At 63.6% G+C, this 19668-nt stretch carries 15 protein-coding genes and 1 pseudogene; 6 read left to right on the forward strand and 10 right to left on the reverse strand.

All coding sequences use genetic code 11. The annotated features are described in order from the left end of the window. Positions 1-147: 147 nt before the first annotated feature. Both NCR39_RS20770 and NCR39_RS20775 read left to right on the forward strand, forming a co-directional pair. On the forward strand, positions 148-1089 hold the full coding sequence (locus NCR39_RS20770) for a LysR family transcriptional regulator (protein ID WP_250453970.1): 942 nt from the start codon (positions 148-150) through the stop codon (positions 1087-1089). Next, positions 1086-2525: an aldehyde dehydrogenase family protein gene (locus NCR39_RS20775; RefSeq protein ID WP_250453971.1), complete on the forward strand. Its 1440-nt coding sequence runs from the start codon at positions 1086-1088 to the stop codon at positions 2523-2525. The genes NCR39_RS20770 and NCR39_RS20775 overlap by 4 nt, the downstream gene beginning before the upstream one ends. Before the next feature lie 250 nt (positions 2526-2775). Here the strand turns inward: NCR39_RS20775 and NCR39_RS20780 are convergent, their stop codons facing one another. From NCR39_RS20780 to NCR39_RS20795, 4 genes are all read right to left on the reverse strand, one after another. Further along, positions 2776-3828 (reverse strand): fimbrial protein, encoded by a 1053-nt coding sequence (locus NCR39_RS20780; RefSeq protein ID WP_250453972.1) that lies wholly within the window; start codon positions 3826-3828, stop codon positions 2776-2778. Positions 3829-4040: 212 nt separating this feature from the next. Next, positions 4041-6947 (reverse strand): fimbria/pilus outer membrane usher protein, encoded by a 2907-nt coding sequence (locus tag NCR39_RS20785; RefSeq protein ID WP_250453973.1) that lies wholly within the window; start codon positions 6945-6947, stop codon positions 4041-4043. Between the two features lie 279 nt (positions 6948-7226). Beyond that, positions 7227-8045, reverse strand: coding sequence for a fimbria/pilus periplasmic chaperone (locus tag NCR39_RS20790; protein WP_250453974.1), 819 nt, complete (start codon positions 8043-8045; stop codon positions 7227-7229). A 149-nt stretch (positions 8046-8194) separates the two neighbouring features. Continuing rightward, entirely contained in the window at positions 8195-8740 is a 546-nt protein-coding gene (locus tag NCR39_RS20795) for a fimbrial protein (protein WP_250453975.1), read from the reverse strand. A gap of 634 nt (positions 8741-9374) precedes the next feature. On the opposite strand from NCR39_RS20795, the gene NCR39_RS20800 reads away from it, so the two are divergent. Further along, positions 9375-10487: a helix-turn-helix domain-containing protein gene (locus NCR39_RS20800; RefSeq protein WP_250453976.1), complete on the forward strand. Its 1113-nt coding sequence runs from the start codon at positions 9375-9377 to the stop codon at positions 10485-10487. 4 nt (positions 10488-10491) lie between these two features. Here NCR39_RS20800 and NCR39_RS20805 read toward each other — a convergent pair whose 3' ends face one another. Continuing rightward, entirely contained in the window at positions 10492-11067 is a 576-nt protein-coding gene (locus NCR39_RS20805; protein ID WP_250453977.1) for a hypothetical protein, read from the reverse strand. Between the two features lie 11 nt (positions 11068-11078). Further along, positions 11079-11885, reverse strand: a pseudogene (locus tag NCR39_RS20810) (two-partner secretion domain-containing protein); the annotation flags it as partial. Between the two features lie 266 nt (positions 11886-12151). Between NCR39_RS20810 and yghU the strand changes: the two are divergent. After that, positions 12152-13021: a glutathione-dependent disulfide-bond oxidoreductase gene (yghU, locus tag NCR39_RS20815; RefSeq protein WP_250453978.1), complete on the forward strand. Its 870-nt coding sequence runs from the start codon at positions 12152-12154 to the stop codon at positions 13019-13021. 15 nt (positions 13022-13036) lie between these two features. On the opposite strand, the gene NCR39_RS20820 is transcribed toward yghU, so the two are convergent. The 3 genes from NCR39_RS20820 to NCR39_RS20830 all read right to left on the reverse strand — a co-directional run bounded on the left by NCR39_RS20820 (position 13037) and on the right by NCR39_RS20830 (position 16729). After that, a complete protein-coding gene (locus NCR39_RS20820) occupies positions 13037-13846 on the reverse strand; it encodes a DeoR/GlpR family DNA-binding transcription regulator (protein WP_250453979.1) in 810 nt (269 codons plus the stop codon). 52 nt (positions 13847-13898) lie between these two features. Beyond that, the gene (locus tag NCR39_RS20825; protein ID WP_250453980.1) at positions 13899-15248 is read right to left on the reverse strand and encodes a GntT/GntP/DsdX family permease; all 1350 of its coding nucleotides are present in this window, start codon (positions 15246-15248) and stop codon (positions 13899-13901) included. Between the two features lie 101 nt (positions 15249-15349). After that, the gene (locus tag NCR39_RS20830; protein ID WP_250453981.1) at positions 15350-16729 is read right to left on the reverse strand and encodes a homoserine dehydrogenase; all 1380 of its coding nucleotides are present in this window, start codon (positions 16727-16729) and stop codon (positions 15350-15352) included. Positions 16730-16926: 197 nt separating this feature from the next. Between NCR39_RS20830 and otnK the strand changes: the two genes are divergently transcribed. After that, positions 16927-18228 (forward strand): 3-oxo-tetronate kinase, encoded by a 1302-nt coding sequence (gene otnK / locus NCR39_RS20835; protein WP_250453982.1) that lies wholly within the window; start codon positions 16927-16929, stop codon positions 18226-18228. Beyond that, positions 18225-18884 carry a 3-oxo-tetronate 4-phosphate decarboxylase gene (gene otnC / locus NCR39_RS20840; protein ID WP_250453983.1) on the forward strand — a complete coding sequence of 220 codons (660 nt, stop codon included), beginning with the start codon at positions 18225-18227 and terminating at the stop codon, positions 18882-18884. The genes otnK and otnC overlap by 4 nt, the downstream gene beginning before the upstream one ends. Here the strand turns inward: otnC and NCR39_RS20845 are convergent. Beyond that, on the reverse strand, positions 18868-19524 hold the full coding sequence (locus NCR39_RS20845) for a recombinase family protein (protein WP_250453984.1): 657 nt from the start codon (positions 19522-19524) through the stop codon (positions 18868-18870). The genes otnC and NCR39_RS20845 overlap by 17 nt on opposite strands. Between the last annotated feature and the right edge of the window lie 144 nt (positions 19525-19668).

Genomic DNA, 19668 nt, shown 5'->3' on the forward strand with positions numbered 1-19668 from the left:
TGACAGCGTTCTTACAGTTACGTATCAATAGACCGCTCATACGCGCCCTGTCGAGAGGCACACAGGCATGACGCGCGCTGCATGCCTTACGAAGTCACTTGATAATGGTGATACCGTCTATTAGCGTTGCTGATGCCCCAAGGGAACATGGACCTCAAGCAAATCCAATACTTCATCGCGCTGTTCGAGGACGGCTCCGTCACGCGGGCGGCCAAGCGGTTGAACATCGTGCAGCCGGCGTTGAGCATGCAGATTGCGAAGCTCGAAGACGAACTGCATCAGCAGCTCTTCGAGCGCGGCGCGCACGGCATGGCGCCGACCGCAGCGGGACGGCTCATGTATCGCCTCTTTCTTCCGATCATGCGCGACCTCGCGCACGCGCGGCAGCAGCTCGTGCAGCGCGAGGAAGTCGTGACGGGACATGTGGGCATCGGACTCATTGCGTCGGTGACGGAAAGCGTGCTCGCGGATTCGCTCTCGCGTTTTCATGCGCGTTATCCGGATGTCGAAGTCACCGTCGCGGATGGCTATAGCGCGACGTTCATCGACTGGGTCGCGGGCGGACAGCTCGATGCCGCGATCATCAACAAGCCGCGCGCGCGCCTTTCGCTCGATTCGCGTGCGTTGCTCGACGAAGAGATGGTGCTCGCCACCAGCGCCGCGCATGGCCCCGATCTGCCGCATGCGATCGAACTCGCGCAACTGCCCGAACTGGAACTCGTGCTGCCGACGAAGCGCCACGGCTTGCGCGGCGTGCTCGACAGCGCGGCGCAACACGAAGACGTGCTGCTCGCGCCGCGCTTCGAGATCGACGTGTTATCGACCATTCTCAAGCTCGTCGAGCACACGCGCTTTGCAACCATCCTGCCTCGCATCGTCGTGGAACGTGCGGCGCGTCACGGCACCTTGCGCGCGTGTCCCATTCTCGCGCCGCGCATCGTGCGGCACGTGATCTGCGTCAGCCATCCGCGACGGCCTTTGAGCGCCGCAGCCGAAGCGCTGATCGCGATCATCGGCGACGAATTGCACCTTGCATCGAATAGTTCGGCATCCGAATCATCTACCACCATCAAGGAACGCTCAGCATGAACGCACGACACTGGATTGCCGGCGAATGGACCGGCACACCCGACGCCGACAGCATCGATCCCGCGACGGGCGAAGCCATCGGCCAGTTCGCGGACGGGGGCGCTGCCGAAGCCGATGCAGCCATCGCCGCCGCGCGCCGTGTCTTCGATCGCACGACATGGGCGCAGGACGCGCGTTTGCGCCAGGACGTGCTGCTCGGCTGGGCATCAGCGCTCGAAGCGGAACGCGACGCGCTGGCGACGCTGCTCACGCGCGAGAACGGCAAGGCCATCGCGCAATCGCGCGGAGAAATCGCGGGCGCCATATCCGAAGTGCGCTATTACGCGGGACTCGCGCGGCATATCGCGGGACACGTGCTCGAAGCCGAACCCGGCACGATATCGACGATGCTGCGCGAAGCGGCCGGCGTCGCCGCGATCATCGTGCCGTGGAACGCGCCGGCGGTGCTGCTCGTGCGCTCGCTCGCGCCCGCGCTCGCGGCGGGTTGCACGGCCGTCGTGAAGCCCGCCGCGCAGACGTCGCTCGTCACGGCCGCGATGCTGCGCTGCTTCGATCGCACGGCGTTGCCGAAGGGCGCGGTGAATCTCGTCAACGAACAGGGACACGCGGCAAGCCAGCGGCTCGCGGAATCGCATGACGTGGACGTGGTGAGCTTCACGGGATCGACGGCAACGGGCAAGAAGATCATGACCGCGGCGGCGGACAGCATGAAGAAGCTCTCGCTCGAACTCGGCGGCAAGTCATGTTGCGTCGTGTTCGACGATGCCGATATCGCCGCCATCGCCCCGCGTCTCGCGCGCGCCGCGACGATCATCTCGGGGCAGCAATGCACGGCGGCGCGGCGCGTCCTCGTGCATGCATCGCGTGCGCAGGCAATGCGCGAGCAGCTTGCTGCGGCGCTCGCCTCGCTGAAGGTGGGACAGGGCATCGATCCGGCGACGGATATCGGCGCGCTCATCGACGCGAACACGCGCGATGCAATCGATCGCACCATCGAACGCGCCTCTAGCATGGCGGATCGCGTGTTGTTGCGCGGCGAACGGTCGGGGCATGCGTTCCTGTCGCCGACGCTCGTCGAACATGGCGATCCGAAAGCGTTTTTCTGCCAGGACGAAATCTTCGGGCCGTTCGTGACGCTGGAAGTCTTCGAGACCGAACAGGAAGCGATAGCGAAGGCCAACGATACGGTCTTCGGTCTCTCAGCGAGCGTGTGGACGAACGACGGTCCGCGCGCGTTGCGCATCGCGCGGGCGCTGCGCAATGGAACCGTGTGGATCAACGATCACAACAAGCTCTTCGCCGAAGCCGAAACGGGCGGCTACAGGCAAAGCGGACTCGGCCGCTTGCACGGCCACGATGCGCTCGCGGACTTCACCGAGCTGAAGCACATCTGCATGCCGGCGGGCGTCGCGGAAGGCATCGTGCCGCTGCGTTGAAGGGCCGTGCTGTACGGCAGATAGGAATCGGAGCGACGCGTGCGCATAGCGAAACTGGATGGCCAGCACCGATGTCATCGTGCGAGATGCGCACACCGCTTCGACTCCCATCGTGTCCGCGGTTGCGGCGAGACGCCGGAGTATAGATGCAGGTGAAGCAAGGCCGTCGGGCCGCCGCACGTAGCCACCCGATCGACGAAAAAGACGCTTGGGCGCTGCGCCCAGGCATCTTTCCTTTATTGCGCCACCTTTATTGATAATTCATCTGAAACGTCGCCAAACCTTTGACAGAGCCCGGCGTCGCTGTCGTCGCGGTTTGATAGTACTGCGCGGTGAACGGGATATTGACAGTCTGATTCGCGGCGGAGGTCGTGATGTAGTTTCCCGACATTTGATTGAGCGTCACCGGCGTGGAATTCTGCAGCACCTGTACACCGACGCCTGTCGCGTAGCCCGATCCCGTCTGGTTTGCAAGCACGCCTGTCGCGCTCGACCCCGACGTGCCGTCGATCTCGTAGGCAATCTTGACGCCGGAATCGCAGACGAGCGGAATCTGGAAACCCGTCGCGCCTTTCGTTGTACCGACTGCTCGCATATCGGACGCCAGCACAGGTGGCAATTGCACGACGATGTTCGTCGTGTTCACCTGACAACCGATACCCGCGATATTCACGGTCGTTGCCGTGAAGGTCGAAATATTGGTCACGAACGAACCGTACTTGGTCGTTGCCGTGGGACTGGGAATGGTCATCCTTGTACTTCCCGGTGCCAGCGTTCCGGTCACGACCAATTGCACGCGATACACGCCTGCAGGAATGTATTCGAGTGCCTGCGTGGCGCCCATATAAGCCATCGGGTACTCGAGGAACCATGAGGCGGTCCCGTTACCGACCGCATTGATGTCAGCAGGGTGGTTATTGGCATAAAGCGTGTTAGAGCCGGCGCTCTTGATACCGATTCCCTGCACGCCCGTCTGATAGACGTGAGCCATGCCGGACACGGGTGTCATCGGACTGGCGTAGCCCGCATAAAAACCCTCTCCCCCTTGACACCATATATCGGTTCCTCCCCCCGAAACCCATCCCGAGTCGTAAAGCACCGTACCGACGGGCGCGTTAAGTGGAACCGAGAGCTGGGCAGGCAACGTCATGACCGAATTCGTCATTGAATAGCCCGATCGAAAGGTGCACGTTGCGTGAGCTGTCCCGCCCGCCACGCTCATGGCAAGGACCATCAGCGTCAGCAAGGCGCGACAACCGCGCGCAACCCAATGTTTGAGACCGTTTTTTCTCGTGTATTTCATGATTCGATTCTCAGACAACATCACGTGTCCGTACATGTCTTCGTTAAAACGGCGATCCGTGCAGTTTGCGGCCATCCACCGGTTGGCGGAGCTTGCTTTCGCTCGTGCGGATCGACTCGCCATCTGAAACGGGTCTGCCGGCGAAGCCCGCAACCGCGCTTGCCCGTGCCGACGCCAGGCCGCGCGGCGTATCACACCATCAGCACGCGAAATCACTGACACGTCGCCTCTCCAACGGCGCGCGCGCCGGGCCTGGTCGCCTTCGCGTCAGGCAACGCGTAATGCAGCTTGCAAGTCTGATTGCCTTGCTCGCCCCACTTGATCGTGAACTGGTCGTCCGGCTTCCTCACGTAGAGCATCGCGCGGCTGCCCTGGCTGACGGTACCCACGATGTTCCCCTGGCTGTCGAGCACGTCCGCGCCGAACGGCACGACGTCGCCATTGGCACGATGCACGCGCATCACCGCCGCCTGCCCGCGATTCTCCGAGTCGAACTTCACGCGGACCACCGCACCCGCCGTCGGCGCGAAATGCTGCTCCGTGCTCTTCAGCTCGACGCCCATCGGCAGCCCCTTCGTGTCGATTTCGACGGTGTTCAGCGAGAACGGCTGCATGCCCGCGATCACCGCGTGGCCGAACCGGTCTACATGCACGCCGGGCGAGCTTGCCACGCGCGCGCCGCTTGCATCCTTCGCCTCGATCACCGCGAAGGTGTCGCCGGTTTGCGGCGTCATCACCACACCGCCGTCATAGGCGATCAGCGTTCCCGTCGCCCCGACGCCCGCCTGCCTGTAGCCGTTTGCCGAGCCCGCGTTGCCGCGAAGCTGTGCGATCCGCGATAGATAGCCCGCGTTGACGCTGAGGCTGTTGCCGGTTCCATCGCCCCACGCGTGTCCGGCGGTCACGCCGTAGTTGAACTCGAAATCCTTGCCGGCCGCACCCGTGAAGGTTTCCTGAATCTCGCTTCTGTTGTCACGCGAATCGTGAGAGAAGCTCGTCATCGAAGTCGCGGTGGACGCGCCGAGATCGAGCGGAATGCTGAAGTTCAGCATGAAGCGATTGCTCCAGCGCGAGCTCTGGGCCTCGAGTTCACGCGACGCCGAAACGCCCACGCCCACCCGGCGAATGCTCGTGTTGTAGCCGACCTGGAACGAGGTATCGCGACCTCCCCGGTTCCAGTAGTTCTGCGTGAAGCCCGACGCGTACACCGAGCCGTAGTTGAACAGGTTCTGGTTGACCGTAAGCTGTAGACGGCCCTTCTGAATGTTCTGATTCACATAGGCGGTGCCTTGCTTCGCGGCGGCGCTCAGGGCCATGGCGTCCTGGAAGTCGAGGAAGCCGCTTGTCGAATAGCGATAGGCCGCAAGCGTCACGGCGGTATCGGTCGGTGCAAACGTGCGCGAGTACGACAGACGCAAGCTCTGACCGTTGTGGGTACTCAGGTTGCCGATCTGCGCGTGCGCCTGCGTGACGTCGAAACCCACCGCGCCCGCAGGCGTATCCAGCGCGATACCGGCTGCGGCGGACACATAGTTCTCGCCGAGCATCGCGCCGCCGTACAGCGTGACCAGATTGTTCAGGCCATGCTGGACACCCGTCTGAAACACGAAGGGCGACGTGTTCAGCGACGTGTTGTGGTAGAGGCCCGCTGCCACGTTGTAGCGCCAGCGTCCTTCGCGCAGCGCATTGACCGGCGCGGAATAAGGCAGCAGCGAAACGTGCTGACTGCCGTCCGCCTCCGTGACGACGACCTGCAGGTCGCCGCCATAGCCGGTTGCGTACAGGTCGTCGATTTCGAACGGCCCCGGTGCTACCGTCGTTTCATAAAGGACGTTGCCGCCTTGCCTGACCTCGACCTTCGCGTTCGTGTTCGCAATGCCGCGCACGGTCGGCGCATAACCGCGCTGCGACTCGGGATACATGCGGTCGTCGGTGCCGATCTGCGCGCCGCGGATGCCGAAGGAATCGAATATCGATCCGTCGGTGTAGGAATCGCCGAGCGTGAGCTGGCTCTTGATTGGTTCGAACGAACGCTGCATGAAGGTCTGCATGCTCTGCACATGCGTGCCCGCGCCGGCCGAATGGGTGATGCTGCCGTTGTAACGAAAGCGCCACGGGCCGATATTGACACCCGTGTTCAGACCGAGATAGCTCTGCGTGTTCGAGAAACCTTTGCCGCTGCTGTGATAGACGTTTGCGTTGTACTGCACCACTGCAGCCGGCACGCCGTCGTCCCAAAACTTCGGATCGACCCAGCCGCGCGCGTTGCGGCTCATCATCGCCTGCGGAATGCTCACGTCCAGACGCTGCTCGCCTGCGTCGAACATGGCCGTCGCCTGTGGAATCAGAACGCGCAAGGGCACGCCGCCGCTCTTGTCGGCCGCATCCAGCGCGGCGCGGGCGGTATCGGCGAGACGCGTGACGTCGACACCGATGCGCATCAGGAGATCGCGATCGAACACCGGCTCGGTAGATTTCCCCTGACCGTCGAGATCGCGCAGCGTCACTTCCGTCGAACCGATCCAGATCTCGTTCGCGTAGAGCGCAGCGCGATAACGGCCCGGCATGGCGAAATTTCCCTTGCCGTAGCGGCTGATATCGAGGCTCTTCGCCGCGCTACCGACAAGAAATTGCGAGTTGAACGCGACACTCCGCGGTTCGACGGGCGCGGCGGCCAGCTTCAGCGCGCTCACCGGCGCCGGTGCCGATGCGGCTTTCGAATCAGGAGCCGCTACCGCGAGCAAGACCGGCGCTGGGGCCGGGACGGAAGCAGGCGCTACCGCCGGACGCGGCGTCGCCACGGCCACCGTGACCGGAGCCGCCAGCGCAAGCGGAGCCGGAGCCGGAGCCGATACGTGTGTCGCCGCTGCGGGCGATACCGAAGCGTTATCTTCGTCCGTGAAGGTGGGCGCATCGATCGGCGTGCTTCCTGCCAGGGAAGCCATGTTGCGGTTGATCGTCGCCGAAGTGCTCGTTCCGACCGGCGTGATCGGTGAGTCCGGGTCGAGTGGCGAGTACACAGGCGTAGGCTGGTTCGCCCCCGCGCCGGGCTGCACCGCGATAGTCCGATCGAGTGCGTTATCGGCTTTCGCATGCACGGCGGTAAATGCGAGAAGCACGGCGACGCTCGCCTGACTCAGCGACAGACAATCTGCATTGCCAAACTTTGTATGGATGTTCGAGGAGCGGAAATTATTCATATTGTGCTGTTTCGCACGCGGTACCGAGTCCGGCGGACGCGCAAACGCGTCGGCCTGACTCTGCCGGCTCGCAACAGGAATGGTTTGATGTCGTCGTAGCGGGTCGATGTGCGCCCCGACGTTCGGAAGATGACCAACGCAGAACCACAGATCTGCGTTGCCCCTACGATCCGCCCGGCCGGACGGCGTGAGGTCCGCCTACTGAAACGCCGCTTCGTGCGCCACGGACCCGCCGAAGTCATTCAGCGTCTTGAACGAAACTTTTCCGCCCGCCGCAGGCGAAGCGTTCAATGGCAGCGTGATCTCACCGCCTGGCGTCACCATGTCGCCCTCGTCGAACTTCGGCGCGTTTTCGCCGCTGCCGACCTGCGCCGAAATGATGGTCACGTGATATTCCGTCGGATTCTTCACCTGCAACGCCGCTTTTCCGCCCTGATTGACCAGACGCCAGACCAGCTTGTCCGGAGCATCGTCGGCCGAGCCAGACAACCCAGCGGGACGGAAAAAGAACTTCAGGCGCGAACGAAACGCCAACTGCACATAGTTGTTGGCCTGCGCATTGGCCGGCTCAGGCGGCACTTCGAGAAGGTTGAACCAGAACAGCGTCTCGCGATCCTGCGGCAGCGGTTCGCCGGTGTAGGAAATACGGATTGTCTGCGACTTCTGCGGATCGATACGCGCAAGCGCCGGTGTCATGATGAAAGGAAGATCGAGCTTGCTCGGATCTTCCTTAGGATTGCCCTTGTCGAGCCAGACTTGCGTCAAGGTGGGCGACGACCCTTTGTTCGAGACCTTGAGCGTCACCTCGCTATCGTTCGCGTTGTACACCACACGTGTTCCGGCGATCACGACCGAGGCCTCACTGACAGGCGAAAGCAGTGCGCTCGCAGCAAGCACGACTGTCAGCAGCACATGGGAAAGGGATTGGGGGATTTTCATGACGCGCAACCAGCAAGCAAAAATTGGAAGAGACGCGCCGGATCTCGTCGTGCGCGCCCGTCTTTTACGATCGATCATGCGAACGACCGCGATCAGAAGCGTTATCGGGACATTTGAGGAAGGACCGGCGTGGCGATGCGGCATACGCACATAGCGCTGTGAGGCCGAACCTTGCCCAAGCGTCCCAGACGGACGAAGGCGCGGTGCGCCATCGTCCGCAGCAATCCTTACTGATAAGACATCGAGTAAATGACGCTCGTCGTCACGTTACCGACCGTTGCGCTGCCTGCCGCCGTGTAGTACTGCGCTGCGTACTGCAGGGTTGCCTTGCCGCCTGCGATCGCGACGTTCTGCGAGTTCTGCGCGCCATCGGCCTTGCTCAGGTCGATGGTTTTCTGGCCCGCGTTGTAGTCGAGCAGACGCACTTCGACGTTCGTCGCGGTGCCGTTGTTCTTCAGGTTGCCGTCAGCCAGCGTGTTCGCGCCGTATTCCCAGAACGTACGTACATTGCCCGTGTTCGGCGTGCAGTTGCTCAGGGCGATGTTGAAACCCGTCGTGCCGCCCGAAGCGCCAGCAGTTGCGAACTCAGCGGCCGACAGCGTCGGCAGCGTGACCGTGAAGTTGTTGCCTTGACCGTTGCCGCTCACGTCGCAGGTATTGGCGATCAGCGCACCGTTGACGGTCACCGTGCCGCCGTTAGGCTGAGCTGCGTGAGCTGCGGCGCTCATGAAACCGATTGCCGCGACGGCAAGCGAGATACCGATCTTTTTCATACTTAGGTTTCCTAATTGTTTTAATAAACTGAGAATCGATCAATTAACCGCTGGTCGCGCATGAAGCTTGAGCAATCCAGAAGCCGCTTGAATCGGCCTTGGCCTCGATCGCGAGCGATGACATGAGCGAGCGGTGCCTTCATTTGCGAAGGGAAGCGGATTTTAGTCAGCCGCTTGTAAAAATCCAGTAAGACGAATCCGAGTTGCTTGTCTTCCGAGACTGTGCCGGCGCAAGAAGCAGCATTTGAGGCACTGAAATTTAGCCCGCGCGAGTTAAACGCAAGAGCAAACAGCGGACCTCGACCGTTTCCAGGCAAGCTGTGCAGGCGGTTTATCTTCTGGAAATGCGTTAATTTGCGTCAGAGCGAAAATGCGAAAAATGCACGTGACCTCCTGACGGCACAGCGGATGCGCTCGCGGTTGAAAAACGCGGCGCGATCGCGATCGCAGTCGAAGATGGTCGGTCCTGCCGAGTCCGACTCCGGCGCCGACGTTCTTCAGAAGGCGGGACGCGAACAGTCTTGCCACCCTGACTGAAAAATCGCGCAGCCTATTATTTCCATTTCTATCAAATTCGGCGATTGTGCTTTAAGGCGAAGCCAGCTATCGTTTGCGACCTCGAACAAGGACTTTCATGGCAACCAAAGACGATCCGATCCTCACGACCCGCGATGCCGCTGCCATTCTTGGCGTGTCGGTCAAGACGGCGCAGACGTGGATCGAGCAGGGGTTGATCGAGTCGTGGAAGACGCCGGGCGGACATCGGCGGGTGCGCGAAAGCGTGGTCATGGCGCTGCGCGAGCGGCTCGGCAACCGGCGGCAGGCGTCGTCGCAGAGCGGGAGCGCGTTCGCGCTCGCTGTCGCGTCGGATGCGGCGTTGCCCGCGTATCTCGATGCGTTGGCCGCGGCGGGACTGCGCGGCATCGGCCAGAGCGATCCGTTCAACGCGATGCTCGACGCGGGCATCGCGATGCCGGCCGTCGTCGCTGTGGAATTGATGCGTGGCGACTGGGAGCGTCTGTCGATGTCGCGCCGACTGCTTCAGTCGCGTGATCTGGCGCATATGCGCATGCTTGTCGTGACCGACCTGAGCGGCGCGCAACTCGAAGCGGACCTGGGCGCGTTGTCGCGTGTGACGGTGGTGCGTGCGCCCGCCGACACGCCCGCGCTGGCCGTCGCGTTGCGCGAGTGTCTTGCGATTGCGTCCTTCGACGATGCGGTCGCATCGCCGTATCCGGTCGTGGCGAACGAGGCTGCGCGCTTGCAGGCGGTGGCGCGCACGGGTCTCGTCGATACGGTGAGCGAGCCGGAGTTCGATGAGATCGTCCAGTTGACGGCGGAGACATTGCGCGTGCCGATCAGTCTGATGACGCTGCTGACGCCGGATCGCCAGTGGTTCAAGGCGCGCTGGGGACTCAATGCGCACGAGACGCCGCGGCCGTGGGCGTTTTGCAATTACACGATCACGCAAAGCGACGTGTTCGTCGTGGAAGATGCGGCGAGCGATGCGCGGTTCAGTGCGAATCCGCTGGTTGTCGATGAGCCGCGCATCCGGTTTTATGCGGGTGCGCCCTTGCGCGATGCGGATGGGAATGCGCTCGGCGCGCTGTGCGGCATCGACCGGCAGCCGCGCACGATCGATACGACGCAGAGGCGGCGGCTGGCGAATCTCGCGGCGCTGGCGTCGGATCGGATCGTGGTGGGGGCGCGTCGGCGGGGGGAGAGGTGGGGACGGGGTGGCGTCTAGCCCTTTATATGGTTCGCCGCCATCCGCATTGATGCGTATCGCGCCTTGCGCCTGGAGCATCGCCGCGTTGCTCGTGCTCACGAGTTGATCGGTCGTGGTTGCCGATGTCCCATCGCACTTCGGCCTGGTCCGGGCGAATGTTCTTGCTCGGATCGAAGTCCGGCCAGAACGTGATCGACACCGTGCCGTCGCCGTTATCGGTCAGGCTGTTGTACCACTGCTTCGCGTTGTTCGTGACGACGCGGCTCGTTTGCTGAAACTCCACCTGACCCGTAGACGGATTGAAGGTGGGAACCGTGCTGGTGTCTTGCACGGGAACGGTCAGCGAGAACGTCTGCGCGCTTGCATCGATGTTCGTCACTTGGTCCTTCGGCACCGTCACGGTGACGGGATTCGCGAGACCGTGCAGCGTCTGGTCCGAGATCGCGCCGTTGTTCCAGTTCCATTCAGGGAACGTGCTGCTGTGATAAGTCGCGAGATCGCCGCCGGACAAGCCCGCGGTCCACAACGTCAGCGTGGTCGATCCCGCGTCCTGCGGCGTGCCCGCTTGCGTCACCGCGCCCGTGCGGATGTTCTGCACCGAACGCGCGGCAATGTCGATGTCGCCAGCGTGTTGTGATCGACCTGATTCGCCCCGGCAACGACGTTCAGATTGTTGGCATAGATCGCGGCGTTCACTTGAATGGCCCGTGCCAACAAGTCCACCTGATCGACATTCGTCGCATTGAGACCCGCGCCTTGCACGGTGATATTGCCGCCCGCGACATTGAATCCCGCGAGGCTTCCATTCGCGCCGAAGTTCGGCGTACCGGTCGTCAAAATCGCGCGAGACGTATTGATGAACCCGCCGCCATCCACCAGAATGCCCGACGGATTCGCCACGATGACTTCAGCCTTCGGCCCCGCGACTTCCAGATAGCCGCGCAATTGCGAAGGCGAATTGCTGAGAACCTGATTGACGATGATCCCCGCCGACTGCCCCGGCGCGAGATTCGGATTGCCGTTGACGTACCCGGCTTGCTGCGTCTGAACGATGGTCGGCGAGTTATTGAGGATCGCGCCTTTGCCGGGCACGTCGAATTGCGAATAGCTGTTTAACGAAACGCCAGCCGCAGAAGGCTTCGCGATATTGACCTGCTGCAGACCGTTCTGTGTCTGCAAGACCTGCGCGCCCGATCCGGCCGAAGGCACGATCTGCGCGAGCGTCAACGTCGATGCCGTGCCGAGCAACACCATCGCGACACAAGCGACAGCGCGCAACACGGGAAGCGCGCTTGTGACGTTGCTAGCGCCCGTCCCGCTCCCCGGTTCCGTTGCATGCGACGTAACGAACTCCGCTACTGCTACAACCATGCGCCGCACGCGGCAAAAAATCAGTTTATGCAAATTCTTGTTCATTCTTTCCGGCTTCCCGACCGAGCAAATCACCGGCGCGATTCTCGCCACGGTAATCAGCCGTCACAAACAGACGATTCCTAATTTCCGAGGAAGCCGCGTTTTATGACAACGGTCAAAGAAAGCTTGCGAAAGGGCGTCCGTGCCGGGTCACGGCTGCGCTGCAAGCCGCGCGAAAGCGCCGGCTCGACAAAGAGCCGTATCGGCAGGATTCGCACGGACCTGCTAACCTCGGCCGAACCCATCCCCCGAGCGAAGGAGCGTCGAGCATGAGCGATTCGTCCGAGTACGTGCCACCGGAAGTCTGGACCTGGAACAAGGAAAGCGGCGGCCGTTTCGCCAGTATCAATCGCCCGATTTCCGGCGCGACGCATGACAAGGAGTTGCCCGTCGGGCGTCATCCGTTGCAGCTTTATTCGCTGGCCACGCCCAACGGCGTGAAGGTCACGGTGATGCTCGAAGAACTGCTCGCGCTCGGCCACGCGGGCGCGGAATACGATGCATGGCTCATTCGCATCGGCGAAGGCGATCAGTTCGGCAGCGGCTTCGTGCAAGTGAATCCGAACTCGAAGATTCCCGCGTTGCTGGATCGCAGCGGCGCCACGCCTGTGCGCGTGTTCGAATCGGGCGCAATCCTGCTGTATCTCGCGGAGAAGTTCGGCGCGTTCTTGCCGACAGACCCCGCCCAGCGCGCCGAATGCCTCTCATGGCTTTTCTGGCAGATGGGCAGCGCGCCGTATCTGGGCGGCGGCTTCGGCCATTTCTATGCGTATGCGCCGACGAAAATGGAATATCCCATCGACCGTTTCGCGATGGAAGTGAAGCGTCAGCTGGACGTGCTCGACAAGCGTCTCGCAGAGAGCGCGTACGTTGCGGGCGACGCGTACACCATCGCGGATATCGCCATCTGGCCGTGGTATGGCGGCCTCGTGAACGGCTGGCTCTACAACGCAGCGACGTTCCTTTCCGTCGATGAATACGCGCACGTTCGCCGCTGGGCCGACGCGATCAACGCGCGCCCCGCCGCGCAGCGCGGCCGCATGGTCAATCGCGTTTTCGGGGAACCGTCGAGCCAGTTGCACGAACGGCACGATGCATCGGACTTCGATACGCGCACGCAGGACAAGCTGGGCGAGTGAGGCGTCGCGGCTGAACTACTGCACTTCCGCCAGCACGAGATCGATGCCCGATTGACGAATGCCCGTGGCCGCTGCGGGCGCGAGCGCATCGTCGGTGATGACCTGATCGAAGCGTTCCAGACTCGCCACCTTGTACAAGCCGACCGTCCCGTACTTCGAACTCGCGACGGTCAGCACGGTGCGCGAAGCGGCATCCATCGCGGCGAGCTTCACTTCGACTTTCGGCGCGGAAGGCGTGGTCACGCCACGCCGCAAATCCCACGAACTGGCCGATATGAACGCCACGTCCAGCACGAGCTGACGCAGCGTCGCGGCCGCGAGCGTGCCGACGCTCGACAGGTTCGCATGATCCAGTTGCCCGCCGATGTGAATCACGTTCACATGCGTCGCGCTGGCGAACTCGCGCACGATCTGAAAGTCGTTCGTCACCACCGTCATGTCGGACAGCTCGACGATATGCGGCACGAACGAAAGCATCGTCGTGCCGGCATCGAGATAAATGGACATGCCCGAACGCAGCGTCCCGGCCGCCCGCCGCGCGATGGCCTGCTTCTGCGGCTGCTCGACCACCGCCTTCAGTTGATGGCTCGGCTCCGCGTTCAGATGACTCGCGATGCGCACGCCGCCCGGCACCGTATAGACGAGCCCCGCTTCCTCCAGCGCCGCGATGTCGCGCCGCACCGTCATGTGCGAACAGTTGAACGATTCCATCAACTGATGCACCGACAGCACCTTGTCGCGGCGCAACTGCCGCAACATGGCTTCGCGCCGCTGATCGGGAATCAGCGGGACATCGGAGGCATCGGTTTTGGTTGGGCTCGACATGGGAAGACCTTCGATGCGGGCGAGGGCATCGCCCGCGAAAACAACGCGTATCTTAGCCGATGCACATGTTGATGAGCAGCACGCCCACGAGCCCCACGACCGATTGCAGCGAGAGCATCAGCGTCCACGTGCGCAAGGTCTGCGCGACCGTCAACTGGAAATACTCCTTGAAGAGCCAGAAGCCGGAATCGTTCACGTGCGAGAGCATCACGGCGCCCGACGCGGTCGCGAGCACCATCAGTTCCGGCGATACGCCCGGATGCGACAGCAACAGCGGCGCGACGATTCCGCTTGCCGCGACCGTCGCGACCGTGGCCGAGCCGACGCAAATGCGCAGCAGCGCCGCGATCACCCACGCGAGCACGAGCGGGCTCACCGACCAGTGCGCCGTATGCGCGACGATGATCGTGTCCAGATGAATCGACGTCAGCATCTGCTTGAAGCCGCCGCCCGCGCCGAGAATCAGCAGGATCGCGCTCAAGGGTGCGATGCCCTTGCCGATCATCTTCTGCATGTCCGCGAGCGCGAAGCCGCCCTTCGTGCCGAGCGCGAAGAACGCGAAGATCACGGCGGCGAGCAGCGAAAGAATGGGATCGTTGAGCGACTGGAAGAACACGAACGACGCCGTGCCCTTCACGCTGTGATCCATGCCGACGGTTCCCGCCAGCATCAGCCCCGGCGGAATCAGCAGGCACAGCACCGACAGCGCGAGCGACACGTTCGCGCTCGTCGCCGCATCGCTGCGCGTGCCGCCCGGCCCGGCCGCGAGATCGGGCGCGGGACCGAAGCTGCGTCGTGCGAACGCGGTGAAAAGCGGGCCGCAGATCACGGCGCTCGGAATCGCGATCATCAAGCCGTACAGCAGCGTGAGGCCGGTGTTCGCGTGATAGGCGGTGACGGCGAGCGTCGGCGCCGGATGCGGCGGCAACAGTCCGTGCGAGACATACAGCCCCGCCGCGAGCGGCAAGCCGATATACAGCAGATGGCTGCCCGTGCGACGCGCGATGGTATAGACGAGCGGCGCGAGCATGATGAAGCTGACATCGAAAAGATGCGGCATGCCGATGAGCAGCGCCGCCGCGCACACCGTCCACGGCGCGAGCCACAACGGCCGCTTGCCGACGAACGCATTCGCGATGCGATCCGCGCCGCCCGTGCCGATCAGAATGCCGCCGAGCACCGCGCCCAGGCCGACCACCGGCCCCGTGCGCGCGAGCGCGCCGCCGAAGCCCTTCGTGAAACTGTCGATGGCGTGTTCCGGCGTCACGCCCGCCGCGAGGCCGAGCCCGAGCGCGGTCAACGTGAGCGCGATGAACGGACTCAGCCGGAAACGCGCGATCAACACGATCAAGACGCCAATGGCGATCACCGCCATGACGATGGTTCCAAATTCTCCCCGCATGCCTTCTCCAAGTTCTGGCTTATACATTCAGCCCGGCGGCGAGCGCCGGGTCGTGCTTCTTCGTGTACCGCTCAAGCTCAAACTCAAGCCCAAGCTCACGTTCACGCGCAGCCGGATTGCCACGCGGCGAGCAGCGCTTCGTCCACGCCTTGCAGATCGCCGAGCGTGATGAGTTCGCCCGCCTTCACGTCGCGTGCGAGCGTGGCGTGCGCCGCGAGATAGAGCGGCGCGACATCGGCGGGAGCGGCCTGGCGATCGAGCAGCACGGCCTGCACGCCGGTCACGTCGTGATGATGGCCGCCCATGTTCAGCACCGTGCCCGCCGCGATATCCACGTTCGTGCGGCCCGTCAGCACCACGCATTGCTCGGGCTTCGCCGCGCCCGATGCCCGGCCGTGCAGCACCGCGTCGAACAGCGTGATCGGCGTTTCGACGCCCATGAAGTGATACGGCAGATACATGCACGCGTAACGGCCGTTGCGACTCACCACGTGGCCTTTCTGCGCGAGCAGTTCCCACGTCGGCGCGTCGAAGGTGCGCACGACGACGAACACGCCGCCCGCGAAGCTCGCTTCATCCGGACGGCGCAGCATGTTGAACACGTCGATCACGCCCGCGCGCGAGAGCACGCCGCCGTCTTCGCGCAGCGCGTAGATATCGGCGAGTTCGGTCGTGCGCGCGACCGGGTAATGCAGCAGTTCGACGTCGGGCACGAGGTTCGTGCTCGTCGCGACGACGCTCATCTCGCAGTAATCCGCCGTCGCCGATGTCTTGCGGCCGTTCAGCGCTTCGCGGCGCGCGGCGAGCGTGGCGGGAATGTCGTCGCCGAGCGTCATGAGCTTCGCCAGTTCCGGCGCGGCGAAAGTCTGATCGAGCTGCGTGACGTTGCCGGTGGCGGCGTCGAAGATCAGGTCGTATTCGCTCGACTTGCCCGCCGCGACGACTTCGAGGCCGAGCACGCGCGCCCACGTCACCCAGCCGATCAGGTTCGACGGCTGATCGCCGTCCGCCGTCGTGTACACCACGCCCTGACGCGCCGCGAGACGCGCCAGCGAAACGCCCGCGACGGAATCGACTTCCTTGCTGACCATCGCGACGTGGCGCTTCGCGAGCAGCGCCTGCACCGCCACGCGATACCCGACCGACGGATTGCCGGTCGCTTCGACCAGAATGTCGTATCGGGCGGCGGCGAGCAGCGCGACGTCCGCGACGAGCGCGATCTGCCCGGCTTCGAGCGCGGACACGCTCGCGGCATCGGCGCATTCGATGAGCGAGGCATCGTCGAAACCGAGTTCGATGCACATCGCGCGCAGGCCGGCGACATCCAGATCGCACAGCGCCGCCGGCACGAGCCGTTCGATGAGCCGTGTCTGCGCGAGCAGCGTGCGTGCAAAGCCGCCCTTCGCGCCGGTAAGCGCGTAGCGCACCGGCCGGTCCGATTGCGCCGACGATGGCGGGGAAAACAGCAGTTCGTAGTTCATCTTGGCATCCGCGCGAGAGAGGCGTTGCCGGCAACGCGTGCGCCGGCTAACGATGAAAGTGGGCGAAAGCACATACCTTAAGCAGGTGCCTAACGCTAACACGGACCTTAACGTTATTTATCATCATCGTCAATTTTTTTACCATCGTTTAACATCAAGACGACAAACGCCCGTACAATCGAAACATGGAGGCCCACATGCAGACACCTATCCGGCGTCCCGTCCTGGGATGCATCGCTGACGATTTCACCGGCGCGACCGATCTCGCCAGCACGCTGGTTCGAGGCGGCATGCGTACGATCCAGACGATCGGCGTGCCCGCATCCGCCGAGCCGATCGATGCGGACGCGCTCGTCGTCGCGCTGAAGTCGCGCACCATCGAAGCGGCCGACGCCGTCGCGCAATCGCTCGCCGCGCTCGAATGGCTGCGCGCGCAAGGTTGCCGGCAGTTCTTCTTCAAATACTGCTCGACCTTCGATTCCACCGACGCGGGCAATATCGGCCCGGTCGCGGAAGCGCTGCTCGATGCGCTCGCCACGAACGACGCCGAGGACTTCGCCATTGCCTGCCCCGCGTTTCCCGAGAACAAGCGCACGATCTATCGCGGGCATCTGTTCGTGGGCGACGCGTTGCTGAACGAATCGGGCATGGAGAACCATCCGCTCACGCCGATGCGCGAGCCCAACCTCGTGCGCGTGTTGCAGCGTCAGTCGAAGTCGAAGGTCGGGCTGATCGCGAGCGAAACCGTCGCGGCGGGCGAAGCGGCCGTGCGCGACGCGATCGCGCAGCTTCGCGCGGACGGCGTGCGCCTCGCCATCGCGGACGCGCTCACCGACGCCGACCTGCGCACGCTGGGCGCGGCGTGCGCGGACCTGCCGCTCATCACGGGCGGCTCCGGCGTGGCGATCGGCTTGCCGGAGAATTTCCGGCGCGCGGGCCTTCTCGAATCGAACGATAAAGCCGCCGAACTTCCCGCCGTCGATGGCGCGGCGCTCGTGCTGGCGGGCAGCGCGTCGAAGGCGACCAACGCGCAAGTGGCCGACTGGATCGAATCGAAGCCGGCGTATCGCATCGATCCGCGCGCGTTGTCGCGTGGCGAGAAAGTCGTCGATGCCGCGCTCGCGTTCATCGACGAACACGCGCCGCGGCCCGTGCTGATCTACGCGACGGCCACGCCCGACGAAGTGAAGGCGGTCCAGCAGGAACTCGGCGTGGCGGCGGCCGGCAAGCTGGTCGAAGACGCGCTCGCGGCCATCGCGGGCGAGGCGAAGGCGCGCGGCGTGCGGCGCTTCGTGGTGGCGGGCGGCGAGACATCGGGCGCCGTGGTGCAGGCGCTCGGCGTGGACATGCTGCAAATCGGGCCGCCGATCGATCCGGGCGTGCCCGTGACGGTGACGATCGGTGAAACGCCGCTTGCGCTCGCGCTCAAATCGGGCAACTTCGGCGCGCGCGACTTCTTCGCGAAGGCGCTGCGTTATACGGCGGGGGAACGCGCGTGAGCGAAAACATCATCGGCGCGAGCAGCGATGCGAAGCTGCGCGAGGAAATCTGCACGGTCGGCGCGAGTCTCTTTGCGCGCGGCTACACGGTGGGCACGGCGGGCAACATCAGCGCGCGCTGCGACGACGGCTGGCTCATCACGCCGACCGATGCGTGTCTCGGCCGGCTCGATCCCGCCGACATCGCGAAGGTCGATGCGCAAGGACGTCACGTGTCCGGCGCGCGGCCATCGAAGACGCTGGAACTGCATCGCCAGATTTACGATGCGAACTCGGAAACGCGCGGCGTCGTGCATACGCATTCGACGTCGCTCGTTGCGCTGACGCTCGCGGGCGTGTGGCGCGACGACGATGTGTTGCCGCCCATCACGCCGTACTACGTGATGAAGGTCGGCCATGTGCCGTTCATCAAATACCGCCGCCCGGGCGATCCGCAAGTCGCCGCGCAAATCGCGACGCTCGCGGATCGCGTGCGCGCGGTGCTGCTGGAACGGCTCGGGCCGGTGGTGTGGGAACGCAGCGTGTCGCATGCGTCGTATGCGCTGGAAGAACTGGAGGAGACTGCGCGCCTCTGGCTCATGGCGACGCCGCGCCCCGCTCCGCTCGATGAAGCCGCCATCGACGAGTTGCGACGGACCTTCAATGCCCGCTGGTAACGTCGTGCGATGAGTGGATCGCGAGTTCGTCGAGTTCGGACGACGAATCGGCGGGAGTCGAAGCGAGGTGCGCATCGCGCAGACGCATGATGGTTTGCCGCGACGTGCTGAACGTGCGCGCGACTTCCGCCACCGAGCCGCCCGCCTTCAGCGCCTTCAGCGCATCTTGCTGCTGTGTCCTGGACAACGAGTTGGGACGTCCTTGCGGCACGCCGCGCTCTCTCGCGGCGCTCACCGCTTCGCGCGCGCGAATCTGCCGCGTGAAGCGTTCGAGGTCCTGTGCGAGCTGAAGCGCGCGCAGAAAAGCGCGGTCCGGGCCTGCGCTGATGTCCTCGTTGCCGTAGTCGAGGCAGACGACCGACACCTTGCGCGATTCGAGTTGTTCGAGCGTCGCAATGACTTCGCCGATCGTGTTGCCGAGACCCCAGAGCTTGGTCGTGATGAACGTGTCGCCCGCGCGCAGCCGCCTGAGGGCGCGCTGAAACGCTGGTCGCAAGGCCACGGGCGTCGCGCAACTGCATTGCTCGATGAACACCGCGCTCATCTCGACGAGATAGCCTGCGGCGTCGATATCGAACAATGCGCGCTCATGCGCTGGAAAGCCCTCGGCTTCCTCGAGGACATACACGACGATGCCCAATTTACAGCCTCCCTGGTGTATTCATTGATCCGGAATTCATTGATCGCCGACGGCGTCTGCGTTCGATATATCGCCGGGGCCGGCTTGACTGCGCGCCCGGATTCACCGCTTTAAGAACGAATGTTCGCGAATTTAACGGCGCGT

The organism is Caballeronia sp. ATUFL_M2_KS44, assembly GCF_023630965.1.
Taxonomy (GTDB): Bacteria; Pseudomonadota; Gammaproteobacteria; order Burkholderiales; family Burkholderiaceae; genus Caballeronia; species Caballeronia concitans.

Bases quoted from the DNA above. Each gene is read 5' to 3' on its own strand.
- NCR39_RS20790 (WP_250453974.1), bottom strand. From the start codon at position 8,045: ATGATCGATCGTAAAAGACGGGCGCGCACGACGAGATCCGGCGCGTCT.
- NCR39_RS20780 (WP_250453972.1), bottom strand. From the start codon at position 3,828: ATGAAATACACGAGAAAAAACGGTCTCAAACATTGGGTTGCGCGCGGT.
- NCR39_RS20820 (WP_250453979.1), bottom strand. From the start codon at position 13,846: ATGTCGAGCCCAACCAAAACCGATGCCTCCGATGTCCCGCTGATTCCC.
- otnK (WP_250453982.1), top strand. From the start codon at position 16,927: ATGCAGACACCTATCCGGCGTCCCGTCCTGGGATGCATCGCTGACGAT.
- NCR39_RS20775 (WP_250453971.1), top strand. From the start codon at position 1,086: ATGAACGCACGACACTGGATTGCCGGCGAATGGACCGGCACACCCGAC.
- NCR39_RS20770 (WP_250453970.1), top strand. From the start codon at position 148: ATGGACCTCAAGCAAATCCAATACTTCATCGCGCTGTTCGAGGACGGC.
- NCR39_RS20800 (WP_250453976.1), top strand. From the start codon at position 9,375: ATGGCAACCAAAGACGATCCGATCCTCACGACCCGCGATGCCGCTGCC.
- yghU (WP_250453978.1), top strand. From the start codon at position 12,152: ATGAGCGATTCGTCCGAGTACGTGCCACCGGAAGTCTGGACCTGGAAC.
- NCR39_RS20795 (WP_250453975.1), bottom strand. From the start codon at position 8,740: ATGAAAAAGATCGGTATCTCGCTTGCCGTCGCGGCAATCGGTTTCATG.
- NCR39_RS20830 (WP_250453981.1), bottom strand. From the start codon at position 16,729: ATGAACTACGAACTGCTGTTTTCCCCGCCATCGTCGGCGCAATCGGAC.
- NCR39_RS20825 (WP_250453980.1), bottom strand. From the start codon at position 15,248: ATGCGGGGAGAATTTGGAACCATCGTCATGGCGGTGATCGCCATTGGC.